This window comes from Micromonospora humi (assembly GCF_900090105.1).
Classification (GTDB): domain Bacteria; phylum Actinomycetota; class Actinomycetes; order Mycobacteriales; family Micromonosporaceae; genus Micromonospora; species Micromonospora humi.
In genome coordinates this window covers 548076-569789 of the sequence record NZ_FMDM01000001.1, presented here as the reverse complement: position 1 = coordinate 569789, position 21714 = coordinate 548076, and the positions used below count along the sequence as shown (strand labels likewise).

Genomic DNA, 21714 nt, shown 5'->3' with positions numbered 1-21714 from the left:
AGCCGGCGCCGGCGGGTACCCTGCCGGTGTGGCCAGGGAGAACGGGCGCAAGCTGATCGCCTCGAACAAGAAGGCGCGGCACGACTACGACGTCCTCAAGACCTACGAGGCGGGCATCGTGCTGGCCGGCACCGAGGTCAAGTCGTTGCGCGAGGGGCGGGTGTCGCTGGTCGACGCGTTCGCCCAGGAGCGCGACGGCGAGCTCTGGCTCTACGGCCTGCACATCGCCGAGTACGGCTTCGGCACCTGGACCAACCACGCGCCCCGGCGCACCCGCAAGCTGCTGCTGCACCGGGTGGAGATAGCCCGGATCCTGGAGAAGCTGCGCGACGGCGGCGTCACGCTGGTGCCGCTGTCGATGTACTTCGCCGACGGCTGGGCCAAGGTCGAGCTGGGCCTGGCCCGGGGCCGCCGGTCGTACGACAAGCGCCAGGCGCTCGCCGAGCGCGACGCCAAGCGGGAGATCGCCCGGGAGATGGGCCGGCGGCTCAAGGGCCGGGCGGCGACACGTCGGGGCTGAGCGCCCCGGCCCCGTCCGCTCCGGCGAGCGTCGAGAGGCGGCCGGCGAGCCGGGCTGCCGCCGCCCGCAGCTCGGGCGGCTCCAGCACCTCCGCCGGGAGGTCCAGCCGGGCCACGTGCGCGGCCAGCCACTCCAGGTCGTCCCCGCCGATCACCAGCACGCACCATCCGTCGCGATCGTCCTCGACCCGCCCCACCTGCGGCGGCACCAACCCGCGCAGTTCCTCCGGCCGGGCGCGCACCCGCACCCGGGCGAGATGACGGTACGGCGCCTCGGTCACCGCCCGTTGCACGTACGCGACCGGGTCGGGATGCTCCCGGGGCCGGAACCGCCAGGTGGTCGGGGTCACCGCGAGCATCCGGTCCAGCCGGAAGGTGCGCCACTCGTCGCGGTCGACGTCGCGGGCCATCAGATACCAGCGACGGCCGGTGGTGACCATCCGGACCGGCTCGACAGTGCGCTCGCGCCGCTCCCCGTCGCGGCCCGCGTAGCCGAACCGCACCCGGACCGCGTCTCGGCACGCTCGCGCCAGGGTCACCAGGACATCCGGGTCGATCTCGGCCCCGGGACCGACGAGCGTCTCCGTGGCGCCCTGCACCGCGCGCACCTCGGCACGCAGCCGGGGCGGCATCACCTGGTCGAGCTTCGCCAGGGCACGAAGCCCCGCCTCGCCCGCCCCGGCGACCGTGCCGCCCGCCGCGAACCGGAGGGACACCGCCGTCGCGATCGCCTCCTCGTCGTCGAGGAGCAGCGGCGGCAGCCGGGTGCCCGCGCCGAGGCGGTAACCGCCGCCGACGCCGGCGACCGCGTGCACCGGATAGCCGACCGCGCGCAGCCGTTCCACGTCACGGCGTACCGAGCGGTCGGTGACGCCCAGCTCGGCGGCGAGTTGGGCGGCGGTCCAGGACGGCCGGCGCGGCAGCAGCGCCAGCAACCGCAGCACCCGCTCGGTCGTTCCCTCGGCGGTCACCCGCGCATCGTTCCACGAATCACGGAACGGAACGGTCCGCAATAGGTGGCAGGCTGACATCACGGCCCGGGACGACGACCCGACCGCCGTCCGCACACCCGACAGGAGACGAGCTGACATGGCCCGCGACGTTCAATTCACCATCGACTGCGCCGACCCGGCCAAGCTGGCCGCGTTCTGGGCCGAGGCGCTCGGCTACCGGGTGCAGGGGCCGCCACCGGGATTCGACTCGTGGGAGCAGGCGCTGACCGCGATGGGCGTGCCCCCGGAACGGCACAACGACGCCTCGGCCGTGGTCGATCCCGACGGCGCCGGGCCACGGGTGTTCTTCCAGCGGGTGCCGGAACCCAAGCGGGTCAAGAACCGGGTGCACCTCGACGTACGGGCCGCGCCCGGGCTCGCCGAGGAGGCCCGGATGACGGCGCTGGAGGCGGCCGCCGACCGGCTCGTCTCGCACGGCGCCACCCGCCTCGAACGCCACGAGCCCGCTCCCCCGCTCGACGCCGGTCACATCGTGATGGCCGACCCCGAAGGCAACGAGTTCTGCCTCGACTGAGGGGAATCTCAAGGACTGACCACGTGACCGGGGCGGGGCGGTCACCGGTCGGTGATACACAAGACTCCTTGTACTTCATCTCTTGTCCGTCTAGCCTGTCTCCATGGCGGACGAGCCGAACCACGTACACCTGAGCGATCCGCGCGCCATGCGGGCGCTGGCCCATCCCACCCGACTGCGGCTGCTCGGCGAGCTGCGCATCCGCGGCCCGCAGACCGTGGGCATGCTGAGCGAACGCACCGGCGAGGCGGTCGGCTCGGTCAGCTGGCACATCGGCAAGCTGGCCGAGCACGGCTTCGTGGCCGAGGCGCCCGACCTGGCCCGCGACCGCCGCGAGCGGTGGTGGCGGGCGGCGCACGCCTCCACCGACTGGGACCCGGTCGAGCTGCTCGACGACCCGGAGCGACGGCTCGCCGGCGACCTGCTGCGCCGCGCCGCGATGGCGCGCTACGTGGCCCGCTACCAGGCCTACCTCGAGTCCGAGGCGAGCCTCGACGTGGCCTGGGTGCGCGGCACCACCAGCAGCGACACGGTGCTGCACCTGACCCCCGACGAGCTGGTCGAGCTGCGCGACGAGTTGTCCGAGCTGGGCCGGCGGTGGCGGGAGCGCGGCGCGTCCGGCCGACCGGGCGCGGAGATGGTCACGCTGATCTGGCAGGCCTACCGGGGGCCGCAGTGACCCGCGACCGCCGGCCGCTGGCCGGGCTGCTGATCGGGCACGCCGTCTCGCTGACCGGCAACGTGCTGACGCTCATCGCGCTGCCGCTCTACGTGCTCGCGGAGACCGGCTCACCGGCGGCCACCGGGCTGGCCGGCGCGTTCGCCACCGCGCCCGTGGTGCTCGGCGGCGCGTTCGGCGGCGTGCTCGTCGACCGGATCGGCTACCGCCGGTCCAGCGTGCTGGCCGACGTCGTCTCCGGCGTGACCGTCGCCGCCGTACCCCTGTTGCACGCCACGGTCGGCCTGCCGTTCCCGGCGCTGCTGGCGCTGGTCTTCGTCAGCGGCCTGCTGGACACGCCCGGCCAGACCGCCCGCACCGCGCTGCTGCCGGAGGCCGCCACCGCGGCCGGGGTGCCGATCGAGCGGGCGGTCGGCTGGGCGGAGGCCACCTCGCGGGGCGCCCGCATGATCGGCGCGCCGGTCGCCGGCCTGCTGGTCGGCGTGCTGGGTCCGCTGCCGGTGCTGGCCGTCGACGCGGCGACGTTCGCCGTCTCGGCTCTGGTCGTGACGCTGCTGGTGCCGCGCGGCCTGCGCCCGTCCACCGAGGACGACGAGGTGGAGGCGGGCGGCTACTGGCGGCAGTTCGCCGCCGGGCTGCGCTTCCTCGCCCGGGAGCCGCTGCTGCGCGCCATGGTGCTGCTGGTGCTGGTGACCAACCTGTTCGACGCGGCCAAGAGCAACGTGCTGCTGCCGGTCGTCGCCGACCGCGAACTCGGCGGCCCGGCCGCGTTCGGTCTGCTGGTCGGCGTCATGGGCGGCGGCGCGCTGATCGGCTCGCTGGTGTTCAGCGCGATCGGGCACCGACTGCCGCGCCGGGCCACGTTCGTCACCGCGTTCGCGATCTGCGGCGCGCCACCGCTGTGGGCGCTCGCCGCCGCGCCGCCGCTGCCGGTGGTGGTCGCGGTGGTCGCGGTGGCCGGGCTGGCGGCCGGCGCGCTCAACCCGCTGATGGGCGCGGTGGAGCTGGAGCGGGTGCCGGCATCGATGCGGGCCCGGGTGTACGGAGTGATCGGCGCGGGCGCCTGGGCGGCGATGCCGCTGGGCGCGCTGGGCGCCGGGCTGGCCGCCGACCGGTTCGGTCCCGCCTCCACGCTCGTCGTGATGGGCTGCTGCTATCTGCTGGTGGTGCTCACGCCGCTGCTGGGCGGGCCGTGGCGCACGATGGGCCGCCCGGCGCCGGTGGCGCGGCAACGGCCGCCGACCGAGTCGGCGCGGGAATGGGAAGAGTCAGAAGTCAGACAAACGTGAGGTCGATACGTGACCGCCTACCGATAAACTCCTTCACCATTCACTCCGTCCAATGAAGAGGGTTTCGCGTGCGGGAAATTGTCCAGGTCGAGCTACCCGACGGTCAGATCGCGTGGGCGACGATCGAGAGCAACGGGGTGAGTGACGTCGGTCTGGGCGCGCGGCTCCTACCGTTGACCGGGCTGTCGGAAACGCTCTCCGCGGTCGCCACGAATGTGCGCAACGGGGTGCGGAACGTCCGCCCGGACAATGTCTCGGTGGAACTCGGGCTCGATCTGGAGATCGGCAGCCAGGGTCTGGTGGCAGCGCTCGCCGGATCGGCCGTGAAGGCGGCCCTCAAGGTCACCCTTACCTGGACCGCGCCGGCTCCGCACGCCGCCGCCTCCGTCGAGTGAGCCGGCCCGCGTGTCGGATGCGGTGACGGCGTGGGCGGAGAGCCATCTCGGTGAATGCCTCGTGCTGGTCGACGGGCGAATGGCGGGCAGTGGCTTCTTCGTCGCGCCGGGCATGATCCTCACCTGCGCCCACGTGGCCGGTCCGACCGCGAGCCAGGTACGCGTCCAATGGCAGGGCGTCCCCCACCTGGGCACGGTCCTCGACGCCTCGCCGCCACCGACCGGCGCCGCGACCCTGTGGCCGTGGCCGGACCTCGCGGTGATCCGCGTCGACGGCCTGACCGGGCATCCCTGCGTCTGGCTGACGACCAGAATGCCCGGCCTGGGAAACCCGTGCGTCGGCGCCGGTTACACGAGCACCCTGGCACCGGCGTTGAAACCCGCGGTAGGGCTCCTGCACCTCACCGGCCGGCACGACTTCCCTCCCGGCGTCCTGCTGAAGATCTCGCACGAGGAGGTGACGCCGGGAATGTCCGGCGGTCCCGTCCTCGACCCGGCGACCGGGGGCGTCTGGGGAGTCGTCAAGGCCAAACGGGACCACGGAGGCGGTTTCGTCGCTCCCCTGATCGGTCTGCGACACCTGGCCCCCGCCGTCCATCGGGCGCTGTGGCGGGCCCACGATCTGCATCACCGCCGCGCCGACCACCACCGTCGGCCGGCGTTCGACGCGGACCGGTCCGGCACGTACGTCGTCCCCGCGGAGGAGCGGGATCTGCGGGGCATCCTGGCCGGCCTGCCGGAGATCCCGGCCGAGCAGCACCGGGCGGACTACGAACGCTCCGCCGGCCCGCTCGCGAAGCCTCCGTCGGCGCCGCACCACGACTACGGCGACGTCGCCGCGGACCTGATGGGCCTCGTGGCGCCACCCGCCGGCGAACCACCGCAGGTGCTGGCCTACGCCGCCGACCTGGCCCGACGACACGGCGAGCTGCCCGAGTTGCGGGACTGGTTGTTGTACCGGGCGGGCCGACTCGGCGTGTCACCGGTGATCCGGAACCGGCTGACCGAGACGTCGTCCACGGCACCGGTCTCCGTCATGGTGCGGCTGCGCCCCGCGGGCAACAACCACCTGCGCTACCACGTGACCATGTGGCGCTACGTGGACGCCGACCACGTCGTGCCGGTCGTCGACGACCTCGACGCCGTCCCGTGGCCCGAGGCCAGGCAGCGGGTGCAGGACAGTCTGGTCGAGCAGATCCGCCAGCTGACCGCCCACGAGCGGGACATCATGGTGGAGTTCATCCTGCCCCAGGAACTCCTCAACGAGCCGGTCCACTCCTGGGCCCTGTGGCGGTCGCGCCGGTGGGAGACGCTGGGCAGCAAGTACGCCGTCGTGGTCCGCGACCTCGAACGACTGGAGGACGCCGAGAGCATGGCGTTCCTCAAGCGACGGTGGCGGATGACCGCCCGGCAGTTCCTGCGCTCGGGTCTGGTGTCCGTCCACTGCGACGACCGGCGCAGCCACGAGGCGATGTGGGCCTGGATCGGCGGCCACCCCCTGCTGTCCGCCGTGGCACTCCCCGGTCCGCCGGACGACGCGCCGTCGCGGGTGGCGTTGGAGGTGGCGCTCCCCGAGGGGGTGCCGGCGTTGGCGTGGTGCGGCATGCGCTGCGAGAAGTGCTCCGGTGACGCCTGTCCGGTGCGGCTCTTCCAGAGCGCGCTGGCCGGCTCGTTGGCGGAGACCCGCCACGACGCACTCCCCCAGCGGGTCCTCGAACTGCGACGGGCCGCGGCGGCGGACAACCACTGGGGGCGGGACCTGGTGCTGCTCTGGGACGATCCGACCCGCCGTCCGCCCCGTCAACAGATGCTGCCGCCCGGCGAAGCGGAGGTCGCGTGAACACCTGGTGGGTCTTCCGAGGAAGCGGCGAGCCGCACGACGGCATCGCCCGGCTGCCGAGCCCTCCGCCGTGGCGGACCTTCGACGGGCGGGACAACCGGACACAGCGGCCGGAGCAGGCCCGCACCTATCAGGCCGACGAGGAAACGCTCAACCTCGTCAACACCGCGATCTACCTGCGCCGGCCGCTCCTGGTGACCGGGCAGCCGGGCGTGGGGAAATCGACCCTGGCGTACGCGATCGCGCACGAGTTGGGGCTGGGTCCGGTGCTCCGCTGGCCGATCACCAGCCGCACGACGGTCCGCGACGGCCTCTACCGCTACGACGCGATCGGCCGGATCGAGGAACACAACCTGCGCGGCACCGAGGGAGCGGGTGGACAGGATCCGCCGGACGTCGGGCGGTTCCTGCGTCTCGGCCCCCTCGGCACCGCCCTGGCACCGAGCGAGCGGGAACGGGTACTGCTCGTCGACGAGATCGACAAGAGTGACATCGATCTGCCCAACGACCTGCTGGACGCGTTCGAGGAGGGCGAGTACGAGATACCGGAGCTGTCCCGGCTCGCCGAGGCCGTGCCCCAGGTGACGATCGGCACCTCCGACGGCCGTCGCATCACCGTGGACAACGGCTACGTCCGCTGCACCACGTTCCCCATCGTGGTGCTGACCAGCAACGGCGAGCGGGACTTCCCGCCGGCGTTCCTCCGGCGCTGCGTCCGAATGGAACTGCGGCCACCGGACGAGGCCCGGTTGGACGACATCGTCCGGGCCCACCTCGGCGCCGACCTCGACGGCCGCGCCCAGCACCTGGTCCGCGCCTTCCTCGACCGGCGGGAGCAGGGCGAACTGGCGACGGACCAACTGCTCAACGCCGTGTACCTGACGCGGCACGTGCCCGGCGACCAACTCGATCCGGAGCGACTGGCGAACGTCGTCCTGCAGTACCTGACCGAGTTGTCGTAGCCGTGTCGGTCGCGCGGGTGTCGCGGGTCTTCGCCCGGGCCGGCCTGGAGCTGGATGCCCGGGGCCTCGCGGACGCGCTGTGGCTGGCCGATCACCTGCCGGCCGCGCGACCGCGCGACGCCGAGGAGCCGGTCTCCACCGTCGACGAGGGCGACGGCGTGCCGGTCGAGCCGGTCGAGCCGGTGCCGGACCCGCCGGACGACGACCCGGTGCCCGACCCGGATCCGGCTCCCGACCGCGCCGCCACGGTGTCGCCGGCCGACCCGCCGCAGGAGGACCTGCTGCCGCTGCACCTGCGCCCGCGGCAACCCGGGCGGCCCGAGACGAACCCGGCGGTACCGCTGCTGGCGCACGCCGCGCCGGCCATCCCCGACACCCTGCGCCTGATGCGGTCGCTGCGCCCGCTGAAGCGGACTGTCGACTCCCGGCACCGGACGGTCCTCGACGAGGAGGCGACCGTACGCCGGATCGCCGAGCGGCGGATCTGGCTTCCGGTGCTGCAGCCCGCCCGGGAGCCCTGGCTCGACCTGGTGCTGGTCGCCGATCTGGGCGCGGGCGGGCAACTCTGGGGCCGGCTCGCCCACGAGCTGTACGGCGTCTTCCGGCGGCTCGGCGCGTTCCGGGACGTGCGCCTGCGTCACCTGCACGCGGACTCCGAGGGCAGATCGTGGGTCACCACGTCCGGGCGGGGTGCGGGAAGCGCCCCACGAAGCCCGTCGGAACTGATCGACCCCACCGGCCGTCGCCTCATCCTGTTGCTGACCGACGGCATCGGCGCCGCGTGGCGCTCGGGCCACCTCGGGGCGGTGGTCCACCGTTGGGGCGGGTCCGGGCCGGTGGCCATTCTGCAACCACTGCCCGCCCATCTCTGGGAACGGACCGCACTGCGGCCGTCGCCCGGACGGTTGGGGACCCCGTCGCCGGGCGCGCCCAACAACCGGCTGTCCTTCGTCAGCTACCGACGCCGGCAGCACGGGCCCGACCTGCCCGTGCCGGTGCTGGAGATCGACCCCGGGTGGCTGGCGCCCTGGGCACGCCTGGCCGGCGGCACCGCGCACGGCGGGGTCGACGCGTCGGTCATCTTCCCGGGTGACGCCGCGCGCGGCACACCGGCCGACCGGCGGGAGCCGCACGACGCGGTCGAGCGGGTGCGGGCGTTCCGCGCCGAGGCCACGCCGGAGGCGTACGAGCTGCTCACGTACCTGTCCGCGGCGCCGTTGAGCCTGCCGCTGATGCGGACCGTGCAGGCGACGATGATGCCCCGCTCCTCGCCGGCGCACCTCGCGGAGATCCTGTTCAGCGGCCTGGTCGCGACCGTCGACGACGGGCCGGCGGCCGACGACCGCTACGAGTTCGTCGACGGGGTCCGCGACGTCCTGCTCGGCACGTTGCAGCGGCACGAGGCGGAACGGGTCGACCAGGAGGTCTCCGCCTTCATCGAGCGGTGGCTGCGGCTGCCCGGCGCCGGTCTGGCCGCGGCGGTGCCCACCCCGTCCGGTGCGCTGGACCTGCCGGCGGAGAGCCGCCCGTTCGCGAGGATCCGGGCCGAGATCCTCGACCGGATCACCGGTGTCTCCGCACCCGCTGCCTCGACCGTGCCGACCGACGACGGTGTGGCCGGCGAAGGCGCAGCGGCCGAGAGCGATGATCCAGAGGTCGACCCGGCTCGAAGCGGCGTCAGCGGCGGAGAACCGGGGGCGCCGTCGGGCATTCCCGGCGAGCCGGTGGTCGGTGAAGTGCTGAACGCGCATGGCCAGATCGTCGGCAGCGGCTTCATGGTGAGCCCGCGCTACCTCGCCACCTGCGCCCACGTGGTCAACACTGCCCTGGGCAAGAGCCCTACCTCCCAGATGTGGCCGTCCGACCAGGTGTCGGTCCTGATCGGTCGCCGCCGCGGAGGGTATGTCCGCACCGCAGTCATCGCGGCCTGGCCCGCTCACCAGTCCACCTTCGATCAGTTGGACGTGACGATCCTGAGGGTCGAGGGCGAGGCGCTGGCCGAGGTGCCCAGCGCGGTCCTGTTCGGAGCGCCGGAAGCCGATGAGATGGCGCACATCCTGTCCTCTTCCTCGAGGATGTCGGGACGGATCACCGCGGTGGCGTCGGGTGGGCTGGCGCACCTGCATCTGAGCGCCGACACCGGGGACGAGGTGCTCCAGCCGATGAGCGGCGCGCCGGTGTGGCGGCCCTCCACCGGAGAGATCGTCGGCATGGTGAACGGTCGTCCCGCCCTGTCGGGCAGCCGAGGCGAGATCGCCGTGCTGCCGGCCGCGGTCGTCCGGCAGGTCGTGGTCGACTACCTCGTCCGGCCCCAACCGGCCAAGGCGGAACCGTCGGACGACACGACGCAGGGGCGGCACGCCCGGCCCACCGCGACGCCGACCTCCGCACGCGTGGTCTCCGGATTCTTCCGGGGGGCCGCCATAGGCAAGGACGGGGAGTTCCACCCGTTGAACGAGGTGGAGAGGCACCTGTGGAATGCGATCCGGGTCTCCGTCGAGGAGGCGGTGAAGGTGCTGTCGTCCGCACCGCTCTGGGCACCGGCTGGTCCGTCGACGGGCTCGGCCACGGAACTGATCGCCGCGTTGAGGAGCCGCCGAGACGGCGTGATCGATGAGATCGTCCTCGTCACCGCACCGCAGCGCTTCAGCGAGCGGCCGTCCGGCCCCTGGCCCTTCCGCGAGGTGGCATCGGTGTGGCCGTCCAGCGCCACGATGGTGGTGAATCCCGGCACGCCCATCCGCCTGGCGTTGACCGCCTACGAGATCCGGGCCCTGGTTGCACCGACCGGCGAGCCGACGGTCGACCTGGCCACGTCGACCGAGACCAACGAGCCGACGGTCGACCTGACGACCTCGACCGAGACCAGCGAGCCCACCGTCGACCTGGCGACCTCCACTGAGACCGGCCCGCCCACCCTCGACCTGACGACGCCCAGGTCGACAGCACGGGGACAACGCTTCCCACGTCAACGCCTGCGTCGTGGCTACGACCCCGACGAGGTCGACGCGTTCGCCGAGCGCATCGACGACACGCTGTTCCATTACCAACACGGTGGCGCGCGTGCCGGTGCGCCATTGACCGCCCAGGAGGTGCACGATGTCGTCTTCCGGGTGCGCTTCAACGGGTACGACGAATGGCAGGTCGACCTCTGGCTGGACCGGGTGAGGCGGGCGATCGCCGAGGCCGAGCGGTAGCGCCGGCCGCAGCCTGTGGCGCGGCAGCGAAATCCCGGGCCGGAGTGGTGGGAAGCGCTCTCTTGACAGCGAGCGACTTCGTTCATACCTTCATCGAAGCCTATCTTTATAGTTTGTTTACCGTTCGACGGGGCCGGCCGACCGCACGGTGAGCGAACCCACCACCGCAGGAGGCACCCCGTGCGCAGTTTCCGTACCGTCGCCGCCCTGGCGATGGCGACGGTCGGCCTCACCGCCGCCCTCACCACCGTCCCGAGCACCCCAGCGGTGGCCGCCCCGGGCGCGGTCACCTGGTCCGACGACTTCACCGGCCCGGCCGGCGCCGCCCCTGACGCGAGCAAGTGGCGCTACGACATCGGCGGCGGCGGTTGGGGCAACAACGAGTTGCAGTACTACACCAACAGCACCCGCAACGCCGCGCTCGACGGCAACGGCAACCTGGTGATCACCGCCCGCAGGGAGAACCCGGCCGGCTACAACTGCTGGTACGGAAGCTGCCAGTACACCTCGGCCCGGCTGCTCACCAACGGCACGTTCACGCAGGCGTACGGTCGGTTCGAGGCGCGCATCAAGATCCCGCGCGGGCAGGGGCTGTGGCCGGCGTTCTGGATGCTCGGCAACGACATCGGCAGCAACCCGTGGCCCAACAGCGGCGAGATCGACATCATGGAGAACGTCGGCTACGCCCCGTCCACCGTGTGGGGCACGCTGCACGGCCCGGGCTACTCCGGCGGCAACGGCATCGGCGCGTCCACCTCGCTGCCCGGCGGCCAGGCCCTCGCCGACGCGTTCCACACGTTCGCGGTGGACTGGGCGCCGGACTCGATCACCTGGTACCTCGACGGCGTGCAGTACTCCCGCAAGACGCCGGCCGACGCGGGCGGCAACCGCTGGGTCTTCGACCACCCGTTCTTCATGATCATGAACGTGGCGGTCGGCGGCAACTGGCCCGGCTCGCCGGACGGCTCCACCGCGTTCCCGCAGACCATGACCGTCGACTACGTCCGGGTGCAGGCCTGGGACAACGGCGGCGGGGGCACCGGCGGGCAGATCGTCGGATACGGCGACAAGTGCGTCGACGTGGCCAGCGCGAACACCGCCAACGGCACCCCGGTGCAGCTCTGGACCTGCAACGGCACCGCCGCCCAACGCTGGACCTGGGCCGCCGACGGTTCGGTGCGCGCGCTCGGCAAGTGCCTCGACGTGACGTCCGGGTCGACCGCCAACGGCGCCAAGGTGCAGCTCTACGACTGCAACGGTTCCGGCGCGCAGAAGTGGGTGTTCAGCGCCGCCGGGGACATCGTGAACCCGCAGGCCAACAAGTGCCTGGACGCCACCGGGAACAGCTCGGCCGACGGCACCCGGCTGCAGATCTGGGAGTGCGGCGGCACCGCCAACCAGAAGTGGCGGCGCTGACCGCCCGGTGAGCCGGGGCGGGCGGCGCTCACCGCCCGCCCCGGCGCCGCGCCCAGCCGACGAAGCGCCGGTAGCGGTCCGCCGCCCCGCCGTCCGGCGCGGGTCGCTCCGCCTCGGCCTCCGCCCACAGCGTGGCCAGGTGCACCAGCAGCGCCGGCCGGGCGTCCCGAAAGGCGGCGAGCAGCCGCAGCTTCGCCGGCGAGCAGGGCCAGGCGATCCCGCAGGCCCGGCACCGCCAGGTCGGTCGGGACGGGACGTGCTCCCGGCTCACCGCAGCCTCAGCGCGACCGCGCGCGCCTCCTCGTCGCTCAACGGCAGGAACCACAGGAACCGCCGCACGATCTCCGGCGGCTGCGGCCCTCCGGGACGCCCGCGCAGGTCACGGATGGCCCGCCGGGTCAACCGGACGAACTCCGGCAACAGCTCCGCCCGCCGCGCCGCGTCCGTCGGCGCCGATGTCCACGCCGGACACGGCCAGTCCGCGCCGCAGCCGTCGCAGACCCAGGCCGGAGCGGCCGTCGAGTGCGACGCGGTCACCTCCGGCGCCGTCCGCGACTCGTCCGGTTCCCCGGTGGGTACGTCCGGCCGCTCGACGCGCGTCTGGTCCTCCGCCATCGGGCACCCCTCCGTCGCTCGACACACCGTCCACCAGAACCCTGCCGACCGTTGCGGGCCCATCACACTGCGTTGCAGGATGGTGTCGGGATGATCGGGACGTTCGAGGAGCGCATCGGGATGAACCGTGCCGTGGCAGCGGCGATGTCCGAGGCCGGGCACACCGCCGAGAGTCTGGCCGAGCGGGTCGGCGTCGACCCGAAGACCGCCGCCCGCTGGGCAAGCCAGGGCCGGATCCCGCAGACCCGGCACCGCGCCCAGGTCGCCGACCTGCTCGGCAGGGACGCCGCCGAGTTGTGGCCGGACGCGCTCAAGCGGCGCGAGCCCGCGTGGTTCCGCCCCTGGGCCGACATCGAACGCGAAGCACTGTCGCTCCGAACCTTCCAACTGGCCTGGATCCCCGGCCTGCTGCAGACCGAGGCCTACGCACGGGCAACCCTGGCGGGCGAGGCCCTGTCGGACGCCGAGATCGCAGGCCTGACCTCCGCCCGCATCGCCCGGCACGCCATCCTGCGTCGAGACCGGCCGCCGCTCCTGATCGCGGTAATCGACGAGTCCGTCCTCAGACGGACAGCCGGCGACGATCGGGAGTTGATGGCAGAGCAACTCGACTACCTGACGGAGTGCGCCGAACTGTCCGCGGTCCAGGTCTACGTCGTGCCGCTGTCGGCCGGCATGTATCCGGGACTCGGCGGACCGTTCACCCTGGCGGAACTGCCGGACGGCGGGCGGGTCGCGCACGTGGACAGTCAGGCGCAGGCGCAGATCATCGAGAAAGCTGAGGAGATTGCTACCCTGGAGCGGCGCTGGCAGCGGCTGCGCGGCGAGGCGCTGTCCAGGGCACACTCCCTCGACGTCATCAGAGAAGCGGCACGTTCATGGGCCTGACCGGTGCGCGGTGGCGCAAGAGCACGAAGAGCGGCAACAACGGCGGCGACTGCGTCGAGGTGGCCGACAACCTGGCTGCCGTGGTCGGCGTGCGTGACTCCAAGGATCCCGGCGGACCCGTCCTCGTCTTCGGGCCGCCGGCCTGGCGAGCCTTCGTCGCCCACCTGACGCGCCGGCGCTGACGCCGATGAGCGGGTTCGCGCCGGAGCCCGTCGAGACCGCACGGCTGCTCCTGCTGCCGCTGGCCGTCGCGCACGCCGAGGAGATGGCCGTCGTGCTCGCCGACCCGGCGTTGCACACCTTCATCGGCGGCGAGCCGGCCGCGACGGCCGCGTTGCGGGCCCGCTACGAGCGGCTGGTCGCCGGCTCGCCCGACCCGGCCGAGACGTGGTGCAACTGGGTCGTGCGCCTGCGCGACGACGGCCGGCTGGCCGGCTACGTCCAGGCCACCGTGACCGCGCCCGAGCGCCCGGCCCGACACGCCGACACGGCGGGCGCCCGCGCGGTCGGCCACCGGCACCTCCACGACGCGACGCCGGTCGACGCCGGGCCGGTCGCGGAGATCGCCTGGGTGGTGGGGACGCCCTGGCAGGGGCGCGGAATAGCCACCGAGGCCGCGCGGGGCATGACCGGCTGGTTGGGGCGACGCGGTGTGCGTACCCTCGTGGCCCACATCCATCCCGACCACCGCGCGTCGGCGGCGGTGGCCACGGCCTGCGGCCTGGCCGCCACCGACGTGTGGCACGACGGCGAACTCCGGTGGACCGGCCCGGCCGCGCACCCGTAGCGGAGCGTCGAGTTCACGCTCGATAGCATGCCGCGCATGTACGCGCTCTACGCCTGGGGAAACTTCATCAGCGAGGTCGGACTCGACCGGCGGCCGGCCTGGCTCGACCCGGCGGTGCTGCGCGGCGACCAACAGGTCGTCGATGCGAACCTGATGATCGGCGACACCGACACGCTGCTGGTCGACGGTGCCGGCACCTTCTTCGAGATCGATCACGACGACAAGAATCTCGTCCCCGGTCGTGAGCTCGTCGGTCGCGACCTCAGCGGTGTCACGTGGCGGGTCTCCCGCATCCGGGCGGCCACCGACGGCACCCGCGAGGACGCCCTGCGCATCGTCGCGGCGATCGAGGAGGACGGCGACTACTCCGAGGAGGACGAGCGGCACGCGTACAACTCGGTGCCGGTCGGCGAGATCGTCACGCTCTGGGAAGACGATCACGGCCAGTGGACGCTGGCCCTGGTCGAACTCTGAGACAGGGGGTCAGAAGGGGGCGTCGACGGCCAGGCGGCGGACCTGGGTGAGGTAGGGGTCCAGTTCGCCGACCTCGAAGCGGCAGGTGCCGATGACGTGCCAGAACTGGCCACCCGGGTCGCCGTCCAGCTTGTACCGGCCGTCCGGGCTCACCGCCGCCCAGCCGTCCGCCAGGCCGATCAGCGTGGTCCGCAACTGCGCGTGCTCCGGGTCCGCCACGTCCCACAGCCGGACCGTGCCGTCGTCGCCGGCGCTGGCGAGCAGGCTGCTGTCCGGGCTGAAGTGCACCGACCACACCCGCCGGGTGTGCGCGGCCAGGGTGCCGTGCAGCCGGCCGGTGACCGGGTCCCAGAGTCGGATCACCAGGTCGTCGCCGGCGGTGGCGAGCAGGTTGCCGTCCGGGCTGAACGCGCACGACCAGAGCCGCCCGACGTGCTCGTCGAGCACGAGGCGCCGCTCGCCGGTGGCCACGTCCCAGATCACCGCCGTGCCGTCGTTGCCGGCGCTGGCCAACAGCGTCCCCTCGCTGTTGAACCCGACCGAGTAGACCCGGTCGGTGTGGTGTTCCAGGGTCAGCCGGCAGGTGGCGGTGGCCGCGTCCCAGAGCCGGACCATCTGGTCGTCACAGCCGGTGGCGATGGTCTCGCCGTCCGGGCTGAACGCCACCGTGCGCACCCGCCCCCGGTGCGGGGTGAGCGTGGCGAAGTGCCGGCCGGTACGGCGGTACCACAGCCGCACGGTGTCGTCGTCGTTCGCGGTCGCGAGCGCGTCGCCGTCCGGGCTGAACGCGACCGCCCAGACGTGGTCGGTGTCCACGTTGAGTTCCCGCTCGTCGGCGCCCGTGTCGGTGTTCCACAGGTGCACGCCGCCGTCGCCGCTGGGCGTGGCGACCAGCGGCTCGTCCGGGCAGAAGACCACCGACAGCAGGCGGTCGGCCGGGCTGGCGAGCTGCCCCAGCAGGCGCCCCGTACGCGGCTCCCAGAGCCGGATCACGCCGTCGTTGCCGCACGCCGCCAGCACCTCCCCGTCGTCGCGGAAGGAGAGCGCGGTGACCCGCCGGCCGTGCCCGCGCAACGTGTGCTGGAGCTGCCCGGTGTGCACGTCCCACAGCCGGGTGGTGCCGTCGTTGCTGCTGGTCGCGACCTGGTTCTGGTCCGGCCGCCAGACCACCGGCCAGACCGAGCCGCGGTGCCGGGTCAGCTCGTGCCGCACCTGACCGTCGGCGGTGTCCCAGAGCTGGATCGCGCCGTCGCTGGCGGCGGTGGCGAGCAGGCTGCCGTCGCCGTTGAACCGGACGCTGTAGATGGCGCCACGCTGCCGGCCGAGCACCCGCACCGGCCGGCCGGTCTCCGTCTCCCACAGCCGCAGGGCGCCGTGCGTGTCACCGGTGGCCATCAGCGTGCCGTCGGGGCTGACGTCGAGCGCGTACACGTCGGCCTCGTGGCCGCGCGGCTGGCGCAGCAGCTCGCCGTCGGTGGCCCGGCGGATCCACACCCGGCCGTGCTGCCCGACGGCGACCAGCAGTCGCCCGTCCGGTGAGTGCACCACCCGGTAGACCACCTCCGGCTCGCGCACCTCGAACGCCTGCCGGCCGGTGTGGATGTCCCAGCCGCGCACCGTGCCGGCGCTGTCCGCCACCACCACCCGCCGGCCGTCCGGGCTGAACGAGGTGCCCCAGATCGGCGCGACGTGCCCCGGCCACTCGTGCCGCAGCCGGGCGGTGCGGGTGTCGAAGAGCCGGACCACGCCGGCCGCGTCGCCGACCACCAGCCGCCCTCGGCGCCCGTCGGTGAGCAGCGGCCAGACCCAGCCGGCGAAGACGTCCTCGATGACGTGCCGCACGTCGCCGTGGTCGGCGTCCCACAGCCGCACGGTGAGGTCGGCCGCGCCGGTGACCAACTGGTGCGAGGCGGCGTCGTAGCGGACCGCGTAGACCCGGGACCGGTGTCCCGGCAGGGTGCGCACCGGCAACCCGGTGGCCGTGTCGCAGAGCAGCACGCCACCGTCGTCGCTGCCCACCGCCAGCACCGCACCGTCCGGGCTGTACGCGACCGGCACCGGCAGGCGTCCCACCTCGAAGCCGTACCCCACGCCCACCGCGGGCGGGGCCAGGCCGGGCGCCACCGGGCGGCCCGGCGCGACCACGGCGCCGCGCAGTTCCGGCGCGCGCAGCGTCGCCGGGTCGGCGCTGACGTCGATCAGCGCGGTGCGGTGCCAGCTGCTGCCGGCGATCCGCGCCCCACGCAGGTCGGCCCGGAACAGCCGGGCGCCGGCCAGTTCCGCGCCGCGCAGGTCCGCCCCGGACAGGCGGGCCTGGTCCAGGCGGGCGCCGCGCAGCCGGGCGTGCTCCAGCCGCGCCTCGGTCAGGTTCGTGGCGACCAGCCGGGTGTCGGTCAGGTCGGCGCCGGTGAGGTCGGCGCCGGCCAGCTCCCGGTGCGACAGGTCCTCGCCGCGCAGCACCGCGCCGCGCAGGTCCGCCCGGTCGGGCAGGCGCAGCCGGGCGCTGAGCCGCAGCGCGTTGGCCCGCAGCGTCTCGCCGGCCGCCTCGTCGCCGAGCACCCGGGCCGTCCACGCCGTGCAGCGGGCCGGGTCGGCGAGGTCACCGAGGAACTCCACGGCCAGCGCGGACAACGACCGCACCGCCAGCGCGGCCGGCTCCTCACCCCGGTTGAGCTGCTCGGCCACGCCCTCGGCGACCAGCCACTCCATCACCGAGGTGTGGATGAAGCCGAACAGCCCGTCGTCGGTGCGGACCAGCAGGCTGCCCGCGCCGACCGCGTGGGTGGCCTGCGGCCCGGACAGCCGCGAGTCGGCCCGCCCGGCGAGCTGGCCGGTGGACTCGGCCAGCTCGGCCAGCCGCAGGTAGGCCTCGCCGCTCTCCCAGAGTTGGAACGCCAGCCGGCTCACCGCCTGCCACAGCTCCGGCCGGCGCAGGCTGACCGGCGCCCCCGGGATGCCCTGGGTACGCCGCTCCTCGAAGTCCAGCCAGGACTCCAGGATCTCGCGGTAGAGCGCGGCGGCGCTGAACGTGCCGCCGGCACCGGCCACCGCGGCCAACCGGCCCTCGTCCAGGTTGGCGATGAAGCCGAGCATGCGCGGGTTGCGGGAGAGGCCGAGCAGGTCCTTGACGCCGCCGAGCAGGGTCATCCGCTCCCGGGCGGCCTGCTCGTCACCGCCGTAGCGGTTGCGCAGGAACGCCTCGATCTGGCCGGGGGTGAAGTCCTCCACGGCCAGCACCCGGCGGTGCGGCAGCAGCCCGACCCGCTCGCCCAGCGCGGTCAGCACCTGCGAGTTGGTCTTGAAGTGCTGGGTCCGGCTGCTCACCACGATCTTGGCCGCGCCGTCGGCGGCCTGGAGCAGCGTCTCCAGGTGGTCGGCCGCCCGGTCGTAGGTCACCCGGGCCACCAGCTCGTCGAACCCGTCGAAGAGCAGCACGATGCGGCCCTGTCGCAGCATGTAGCGGAACGCCTTGAGGTCGATCACCTGCTCGCCGTGGTTAGCCAGGTGCGCGGCGACCAGGCCGTCGACGGAGTGCGCCTTGTCCAGCGCGCGCAGCTCCACCAGGATCGGGATCAGGTCCGGCGCGGCGGTCGGCAGCCGGCGGGCCACCTCGCGCAACGCGAACGTCTTGCCCCGCCCGAAGTCGCCGAGCACCAGCACGAACCGGCCGTCCGGCGCGGAGACGGTCTCCAGCAGCTCGTCCACCACGTCGTCGCGGACCCGCTGGTCGGCGCCGACCAGGTGCCGGTAGCGCTGCGGCACGTACTGCCCCGGCGGGTAGAGCCGGTCGGCCTGGAGCCGGGCGGTCTGCGCGGCGACGTAGTCGCGCAGGTCGAGCAGGCCCTGGAACTCGGTCAGGTGCAGCACCCGCACGCCGCGCCGCTGCGCCTCCTCGGCCAGCCCGCGCGGCACCCGGTCGCCGTCGTAGACCAGCTCGGAGGCGATGTCCGGGTCGGCGGCGTGCACCCGGCGGGCGAACCGGTCCAGGTCGGCCGGCGCCGGGGTGCCGACGTGCGCGCCGACCCGCTGCTGGCGCACCACGCCGTCGGAGCGGTAGCTGACGTACAGGTGCGGCGGGTCGGCCTCGACCCGGCGCACCACCACCCGGTCGTAGCGCGCCTCGCACACCTCGGCCAGCCGGTCGAGCAGCCGCTCCACCGGCGTCCCGGCCGCGGGCGTGGCCTCGCGCCGGGTGGCGCCCTCGACCTCGGCGGGACGACGCGGATCCGGCACCTGCGCCGGGCCGGCCGCGCCGAACGTCGCGTCGGCCCGCGGCCACGCCACCACTGTGGACTCGCCGCCGTCCAGCCGGTCGTCGCGGCCGAGCACCCAGCGGGTCATCCCGTCCGCCCCGAGACGCAGCACCTGGGCCCGGCCGTCGCGCGGGGCGGCGGCCAGCGGCACCACCGGGTCGGCCCGGCCGGCCGGCGCGGCGTCCGAGAGCAGCAGGTTGAGCATCGGGCCGACCAGCCGGTTGACCGAACCGCGGTCGCGCAGCGACACCCGGTCCGGTGGGGCCTCGTCGGCGTACGGGCTGCGCGGGCCCGGCGCGTGCGCCATCGCGCCCAGCCGCAGCCAGCCGGACTGCTGGTAGTGGCGCAGCCGCTGGGCGAACCAGCTCGACTGCGCCTCGCCGAGGAAGCCGTAGCGGTCCTCCTCGCGGTGGGTGATGGCGATCGTCGAGTTCAACCCGGCCACCACCACCCGCAGGTCGGGCACCGGGAACAGCGTCCACGGTTGCTCGCTGTCGAAGATCCGGTCCTCGAGGCCCTGGAACAGGTCGTCGAAGAGGCGCGCGTAGTGCCGCCACTTCGGCCAGTAGGGCGGCTGCGGGTCCACGTCGTCGGCCTCGCAGGTGGCGAAGTAGGCCCGGCAGGCGGCCATCGTCACGTCGCGCGGGCCGGGCACCACGACCAGGCGGTGCGGCTCCAGGCCGAGCAGCACCCGCAGCCCGGTGAGGAAGCTCAGCGCGTCGGAGAACTCGCGCGGGCTGCCCGACTCGGTCAGGTTGCCGGCCACCACCAGCAGATCCGGGCGGGGCACCCCGTCGTTCATCAGCAGCGTCAGGTCACCCATCAGGTGCTCCTGCAACTCGCCGGGCGTGACCGGGGCGCCCGGCTCGATCACCCCGCGGCCGAAACGGGGCCCGCCCACCTGCAGCACCGTGACGGTGTCGCGGGCCGTGGGCGGCGCGGTCGCGGCCGGCGGGAACGGCGGCGGGTTGATCGGGGTACGCCGGGGGCGGCGCTGCGCCGGCGCGCCCGCGACCGGTGCCGCCAGCACGTCGGCGGGGTCGTCGAGGTGCAGCGGGAACACGGGCTGGCGCATCGGCTTGGCCCGGCCGTCGAGCGTCTCGCGGATCCGGTTCAGCACCCGGGCGCGCGCCTGCGCCGGGTCGTCCACCCCGACCAGGTCGACGTAGGTGATGGTGGCGAGCAGGCCGTCGATCGGGCAGTCCTCGACCCGCACGGTGACCAGCTTGTTGCCGGTGCCGTCGGGGTCGGCGCGCAACGCCGCCTGCCACTCCAGCTTGCCGTACGTCGAGTGCAGGTAGCGTTCGGACAGCACCGCCACCACCACCTCGGCCTCGCGGACCCCGCGGTCCATGAAGTCGATGAAGTTGGTGCCGGCGACGAAGTCCCACGCCTGGATCATCGTGCGGTAGCCGGCCTTCTCGAACTCCCAGGCCAGCCACGTCGCCCACCGTTCGTCGGCCGGTGAGTAGCTGATGAAGAAGTCGATGGGGCGGTCGGACCGGGTGGGGTGCGCGCCTACAGCCACGTGGTCATTATGACCACCGACGGTCAACAGATCGACACCGTCGGCAGCTCGACGTGACGATCGCGTCGGGCCGGACCGGCCGGGGCCGGATGTGCGAGGATCAGCGTTCGTGGAGACCGTCGGCGAACCGCCGTCCGCCGCGCCGGACCGGCCCCGTCGGCGCCTGCACGTGCTGGACTGGATCGCGATCGCGCTGGCCGTCGTCGGCGTGCTCTGCGTGCTCACCGGGCTGCTGCCGCGCGCCGACGCCGAGGCCACCGTACGCCGTATCGTGCCCATCCTGATCTTCCTCGGCACCGTGGTGGTGCTGGCGGAGCTGACCGCGGTGGCCGGGGTCTTCGACGCGCTCGCCGCCCGGGTGGCGATCACCGCGCGGGGCAGCTTCCGGGCGCTGTTCTGGCTCTGCGTCGGCTTCGCGTCGGTGACCACGATCGCCCTCAACCTGGACACCACGGCGGTGCTGCTGACGCCGGTGATGATCGCCCTGGCCCGGACGCTGAACGTGCCGGCGACGCCGCTGGCCATGACCACGGTCTGGCTGGCCAACACCGCGAGCCTGCTGCTGCCGGTGTCCAACCTGACCAACATCCTGGCCAGCGACCGGATCGGGCTGGCCCCGGTGCCATGGGCGGCCCGGATGTGGTGGCCGCAGTTGGTCGCCATCGCCATCACCATGCTGCTGCTGTGGTGGTGGTACTGGCGCCCGGCCCGGGCCGGCGCCGATCCGTTCGTCCCGCCGCCGCCGTACGTGCCGCCGGACCGCCTGGTCTACCGGACCGCGCTGGTCGCCTGCCTGCTCTTCGTCGCCGGGGTGCTGGCCGGCGTCGAGATCGGCGTCGCCTCGGCGGTGGCCGCCGCGATCCTGGTGGCCGGCTTCGCGGTGCGGGCCCGGCACCGGCTGCGCCCGGCGCTGGTGCCGTGGCGGCTGCTCGTGTTCGTCACCGGGCTGTTCCTGGTCGTGCAGACCATCGGCCGGCACGGGCTGGACACGGTGATGGGCGCGTTGATCGGCGCCGACCCGGGCGCGGAGGGCGCGCTGCGGGCGGGTGCCGTCGGCGCGTTGTTCAGCAACGTGGTCAACAACCTGCCCGCGTACGTGGCCGGCGAGGCGGTCATCGCCGCCGACCGGCACACCCAGCTGCTGGCGCTGCTGATCGGCACGAACGTCGGCCCGCTGGCCACGCCGTGGGCGTCGCTGGCCACGCTGATCTGGTACGAGCGGTGTCGGGCGGCCGGGTTGACGGTGCCGCTGGGCCGGTTCGTGGCCACCAGCGCCGCGCTGGCCGCGCTGGCCACCGCGTGCACCGTGGCCGCACTGCTGGTCGGCCCGGGCGCGTGACCGCCC

Annotated in this window: 17 protein-coding genes and 2 pseudogenes; 15 read left to right on the top strand and 4 right to left on the bottom strand. The window is 73.7% G+C overall.

Translation table 11 applies throughout. The features are described from left to right. Window positions 1–28 precede the first annotated feature (28 nt). Entirely contained in the window at window positions 29–520 is a 492-nt protein-coding gene (gene smpB, locus GA0070213_RS02550) for an SsrA-binding protein SmpB (protein ID WP_091056713.1), read from the top strand. On the opposite strand, the gene GA0070213_RS02545 is transcribed toward smpB, so the two are convergent. After that, window positions 489–1490 (bottom strand): helix-turn-helix transcriptional regulator, encoded by a 1002-nt coding sequence (locus GA0070213_RS02545; protein ID WP_175441169.1) that lies wholly within the window; start codon window positions 1488–1490, stop codon window positions 489–491. The genes smpB and GA0070213_RS02545 overlap by 32 nt on opposite strands. 118 nt (window positions 1491–1608) lie before the next feature. On the opposite strand from GA0070213_RS02545, the gene GA0070213_RS02540 reads away from it, so the two are divergent. The 9 genes and pseudogenes from GA0070213_RS02540 to GA0070213_RS02505 all read left to right on the top strand — a co-directional run bounded on the left by GA0070213_RS02540 (window position 1609) and on the right by GA0070213_RS02505 (window position 11824). Next, on the top strand, window positions 1609–2046 hold the full coding sequence (locus GA0070213_RS02540) for a VOC family protein (RefSeq protein WP_091056324.1): 438 nt from the start codon (window positions 1609–1611) through the stop codon (window positions 2044–2046). Between the two features lie 103 nt (window positions 2047–2149). Then, window positions 2150–2725, top strand: coding sequence for a winged helix-turn-helix domain-containing protein (locus GA0070213_RS02535; RefSeq protein ID WP_091056322.1), 576 nt, complete (start codon window positions 2150–2152; stop codon window positions 2723–2725). Next, complete coding sequence (locus tag GA0070213_RS02530; protein WP_245716219.1) at window positions 2722–4014, top strand: MFS transporter; 1293 nt, start codon at window positions 2722–2724, stop codon at window positions 4012–4014. Before GA0070213_RS02535 ends, GA0070213_RS02530 begins: the two co-directional genes overlap by 4 nt. Window positions 4015–4082: 68 nt before the next feature. Beyond that, a complete protein-coding gene (locus GA0070213_RS02525) occupies window positions 4083–4409 on the top strand; it encodes a CU044_2847 family protein (protein WP_091056319.1) in 327 nt (108 codons plus the stop codon). Between the two features lie 79 nt (window positions 4410–4488). Continuing rightward, entirely contained in the window at window positions 4489–6249 is a 1761-nt protein-coding gene (locus GA0070213_RS02520; protein ID WP_091056316.1) for a VMAP-C domain-containing protein, read from the top strand. Beyond that, a complete protein-coding gene (locus GA0070213_RS02515) occupies window positions 6246–7211 on the top strand; it encodes an AAA family ATPase (RefSeq protein WP_091056314.1) in 966 nt (321 codons plus the stop codon). Before GA0070213_RS02520 ends, GA0070213_RS02515 begins: the two co-directional genes overlap by 4 nt. 2 nt (window positions 7212–7213) lie before the next feature. Further along, window positions 7214–9412 (top strand): annotated as a pseudogene (locus tag GA0070213_RS32630) (SAV_2336 N-terminal domain-related protein); the annotation flags it as partial. A 723-nt stretch (window positions 9413–10135) separates the two neighbouring features. Next, a pseudogene (locus GA0070213_RS32000) lies at window positions 10136–10402 on the top strand (DivIVA domain-containing protein); the annotation flags it as partial. Between the two features lie 186 nt (window positions 10403–10588). Further along, entirely contained in the window at window positions 10589–11824 is a 1236-nt protein-coding gene (locus tag GA0070213_RS02505) for a glycoside hydrolase family 16 protein (protein ID WP_091056308.1), read from the top strand. 28 nt (window positions 11825–11852) lie between these two features. On the opposite strand, the gene GA0070213_RS02500 is transcribed toward GA0070213_RS02505, so the two are convergent. Both GA0070213_RS02500 and GA0070213_RS02495 read right to left on the bottom strand, forming a co-directional pair. Beyond that, a complete protein-coding gene (locus tag GA0070213_RS02500; protein ID WP_091056305.1) occupies window positions 11853–12095 on the bottom strand; it encodes a hypothetical protein in 243 nt (80 codons plus the stop codon). Next, entirely contained in the window at window positions 12092–12439 is a 348-nt protein-coding gene (locus GA0070213_RS02495; RefSeq protein ID WP_245716234.1) for a hypothetical protein, read from the bottom strand. The genes GA0070213_RS02500 and GA0070213_RS02495 overlap by 4 nt, the downstream gene beginning before the upstream one ends. 120 nt (window positions 12440–12559) lie before the next feature. Here GA0070213_RS02495 and GA0070213_RS02490 point away from each other — a divergent pair, with 120 nt between their 5' ends. Genes GA0070213_RS02490 through GA0070213_RS02475 form a run of 4 tightly spaced genes read left to right on the top strand, consistent with a single transcriptional unit; the run spans window position 12560 to window position 14588 of the window. Then, complete coding sequence (locus GA0070213_RS02490) at window positions 12560–13327, top strand: Scr1 family TA system antitoxin-like transcriptional regulator (RefSeq protein ID WP_091056703.1); 768 nt, start codon at window positions 12560–12562, stop codon at window positions 13325–13327. Then, window positions 13318–13509: a DUF397 domain-containing protein gene (locus GA0070213_RS02485; protein WP_091056302.1), complete on the top strand. Its 192-nt coding sequence runs from the start codon at window positions 13318–13320 to the stop codon at window positions 13507–13509. The genes GA0070213_RS02490 and GA0070213_RS02485 overlap by 10 nt, the downstream gene beginning before the upstream one ends. Window positions 13510–13514: 5 nt before the next feature. Continuing rightward, complete coding sequence (locus GA0070213_RS02480; protein WP_091056300.1) at window positions 13515–14114, top strand: GNAT family N-acetyltransferase; 600 nt, start codon at window positions 13515–13517, stop codon at window positions 14112–14114. Between the two features lie 27 nt (window positions 14115–14141). Next, window positions 14142–14588: a hypothetical protein gene (locus GA0070213_RS02475; protein WP_139128608.1), complete on the top strand. Its 447-nt coding sequence runs from the start codon at window positions 14142–14144 to the stop codon at window positions 14586–14588. A 9-nt stretch (window positions 14589–14597) separates the two neighbouring features. On the opposite strand, the gene GA0070213_RS02470 is transcribed toward GA0070213_RS02475, so the two are convergent. Next, a complete protein-coding gene (locus tag GA0070213_RS02470; protein ID WP_091056295.1) occupies window positions 14598–20369 on the bottom strand; it encodes a WD40 domain-containing protein in 5772 nt (1923 codons plus the stop codon). A gap of 109 nt (window positions 20370–20478) precedes the next feature. On the opposite strand from GA0070213_RS02470, the gene GA0070213_RS02465 reads away from it, so the two are divergent. After that, window positions 20479–21708, top strand: a complete 1230-nt coding sequence (locus tag GA0070213_RS02465) for an ArsB/NhaD family transporter (RefSeq protein ID WP_091056292.1) — start codon at window positions 20479–20481, stop codon at window positions 21706–21708. Window positions 21709–21714 lie beyond the last annotated feature (6 nt).

Excerpts from the sequence above, each read along its gene's own strand:
- GA0070213_RS02495 (WP_245716234.1), bottom strand. The coding sequence starts at position 12,439 with ATGGCGGAGGACCAGACGCGCGTCGAGCGGCCGGACGTACCCACCGGG.
- GA0070213_RS02535 (WP_091056322.1), top strand. The coding sequence starts at position 2,150 with ATGGCGGACGAGCCGAACCACGTACACCTGAGCGATCCGCGCGCCATG.
- GA0070213_RS02485 (WP_091056302.1), top strand. The coding sequence starts at position 13,318 with ATGGGCCTGACCGGTGCGCGGTGGCGCAAGAGCACGAAGAGCGGCAAC.
- GA0070213_RS02475 (WP_139128608.1), top strand. The coding sequence starts at position 14,142 with ATGCCGCGCATGTACGCGCTCTACGCCTGGGGAAACTTCATCAGCGAG.
- GA0070213_RS02480 (WP_091056300.1), top strand. The coding sequence starts at position 13,515 with ATGAGCGGGTTCGCGCCGGAGCCCGTCGAGACCGCACGGCTGCTCCTG.
- GA0070213_RS02540 (WP_091056324.1), top strand. The coding sequence starts at position 1,609 with ATGGCCCGCGACGTTCAATTCACCATCGACTGCGCCGACCCGGCCAAG.
- GA0070213_RS02490 (WP_091056703.1), top strand. The coding sequence starts at position 12,560 with ATGAACCGTGCCGTGGCAGCGGCGATGTCCGAGGCCGGGCACACCGCC.
- GA0070213_RS02520 (WP_091056316.1), top strand. The coding sequence starts at position 4,489 with ATGGCGGGCAGTGGCTTCTTCGTCGCGCCGGGCATGATCCTCACCTGC.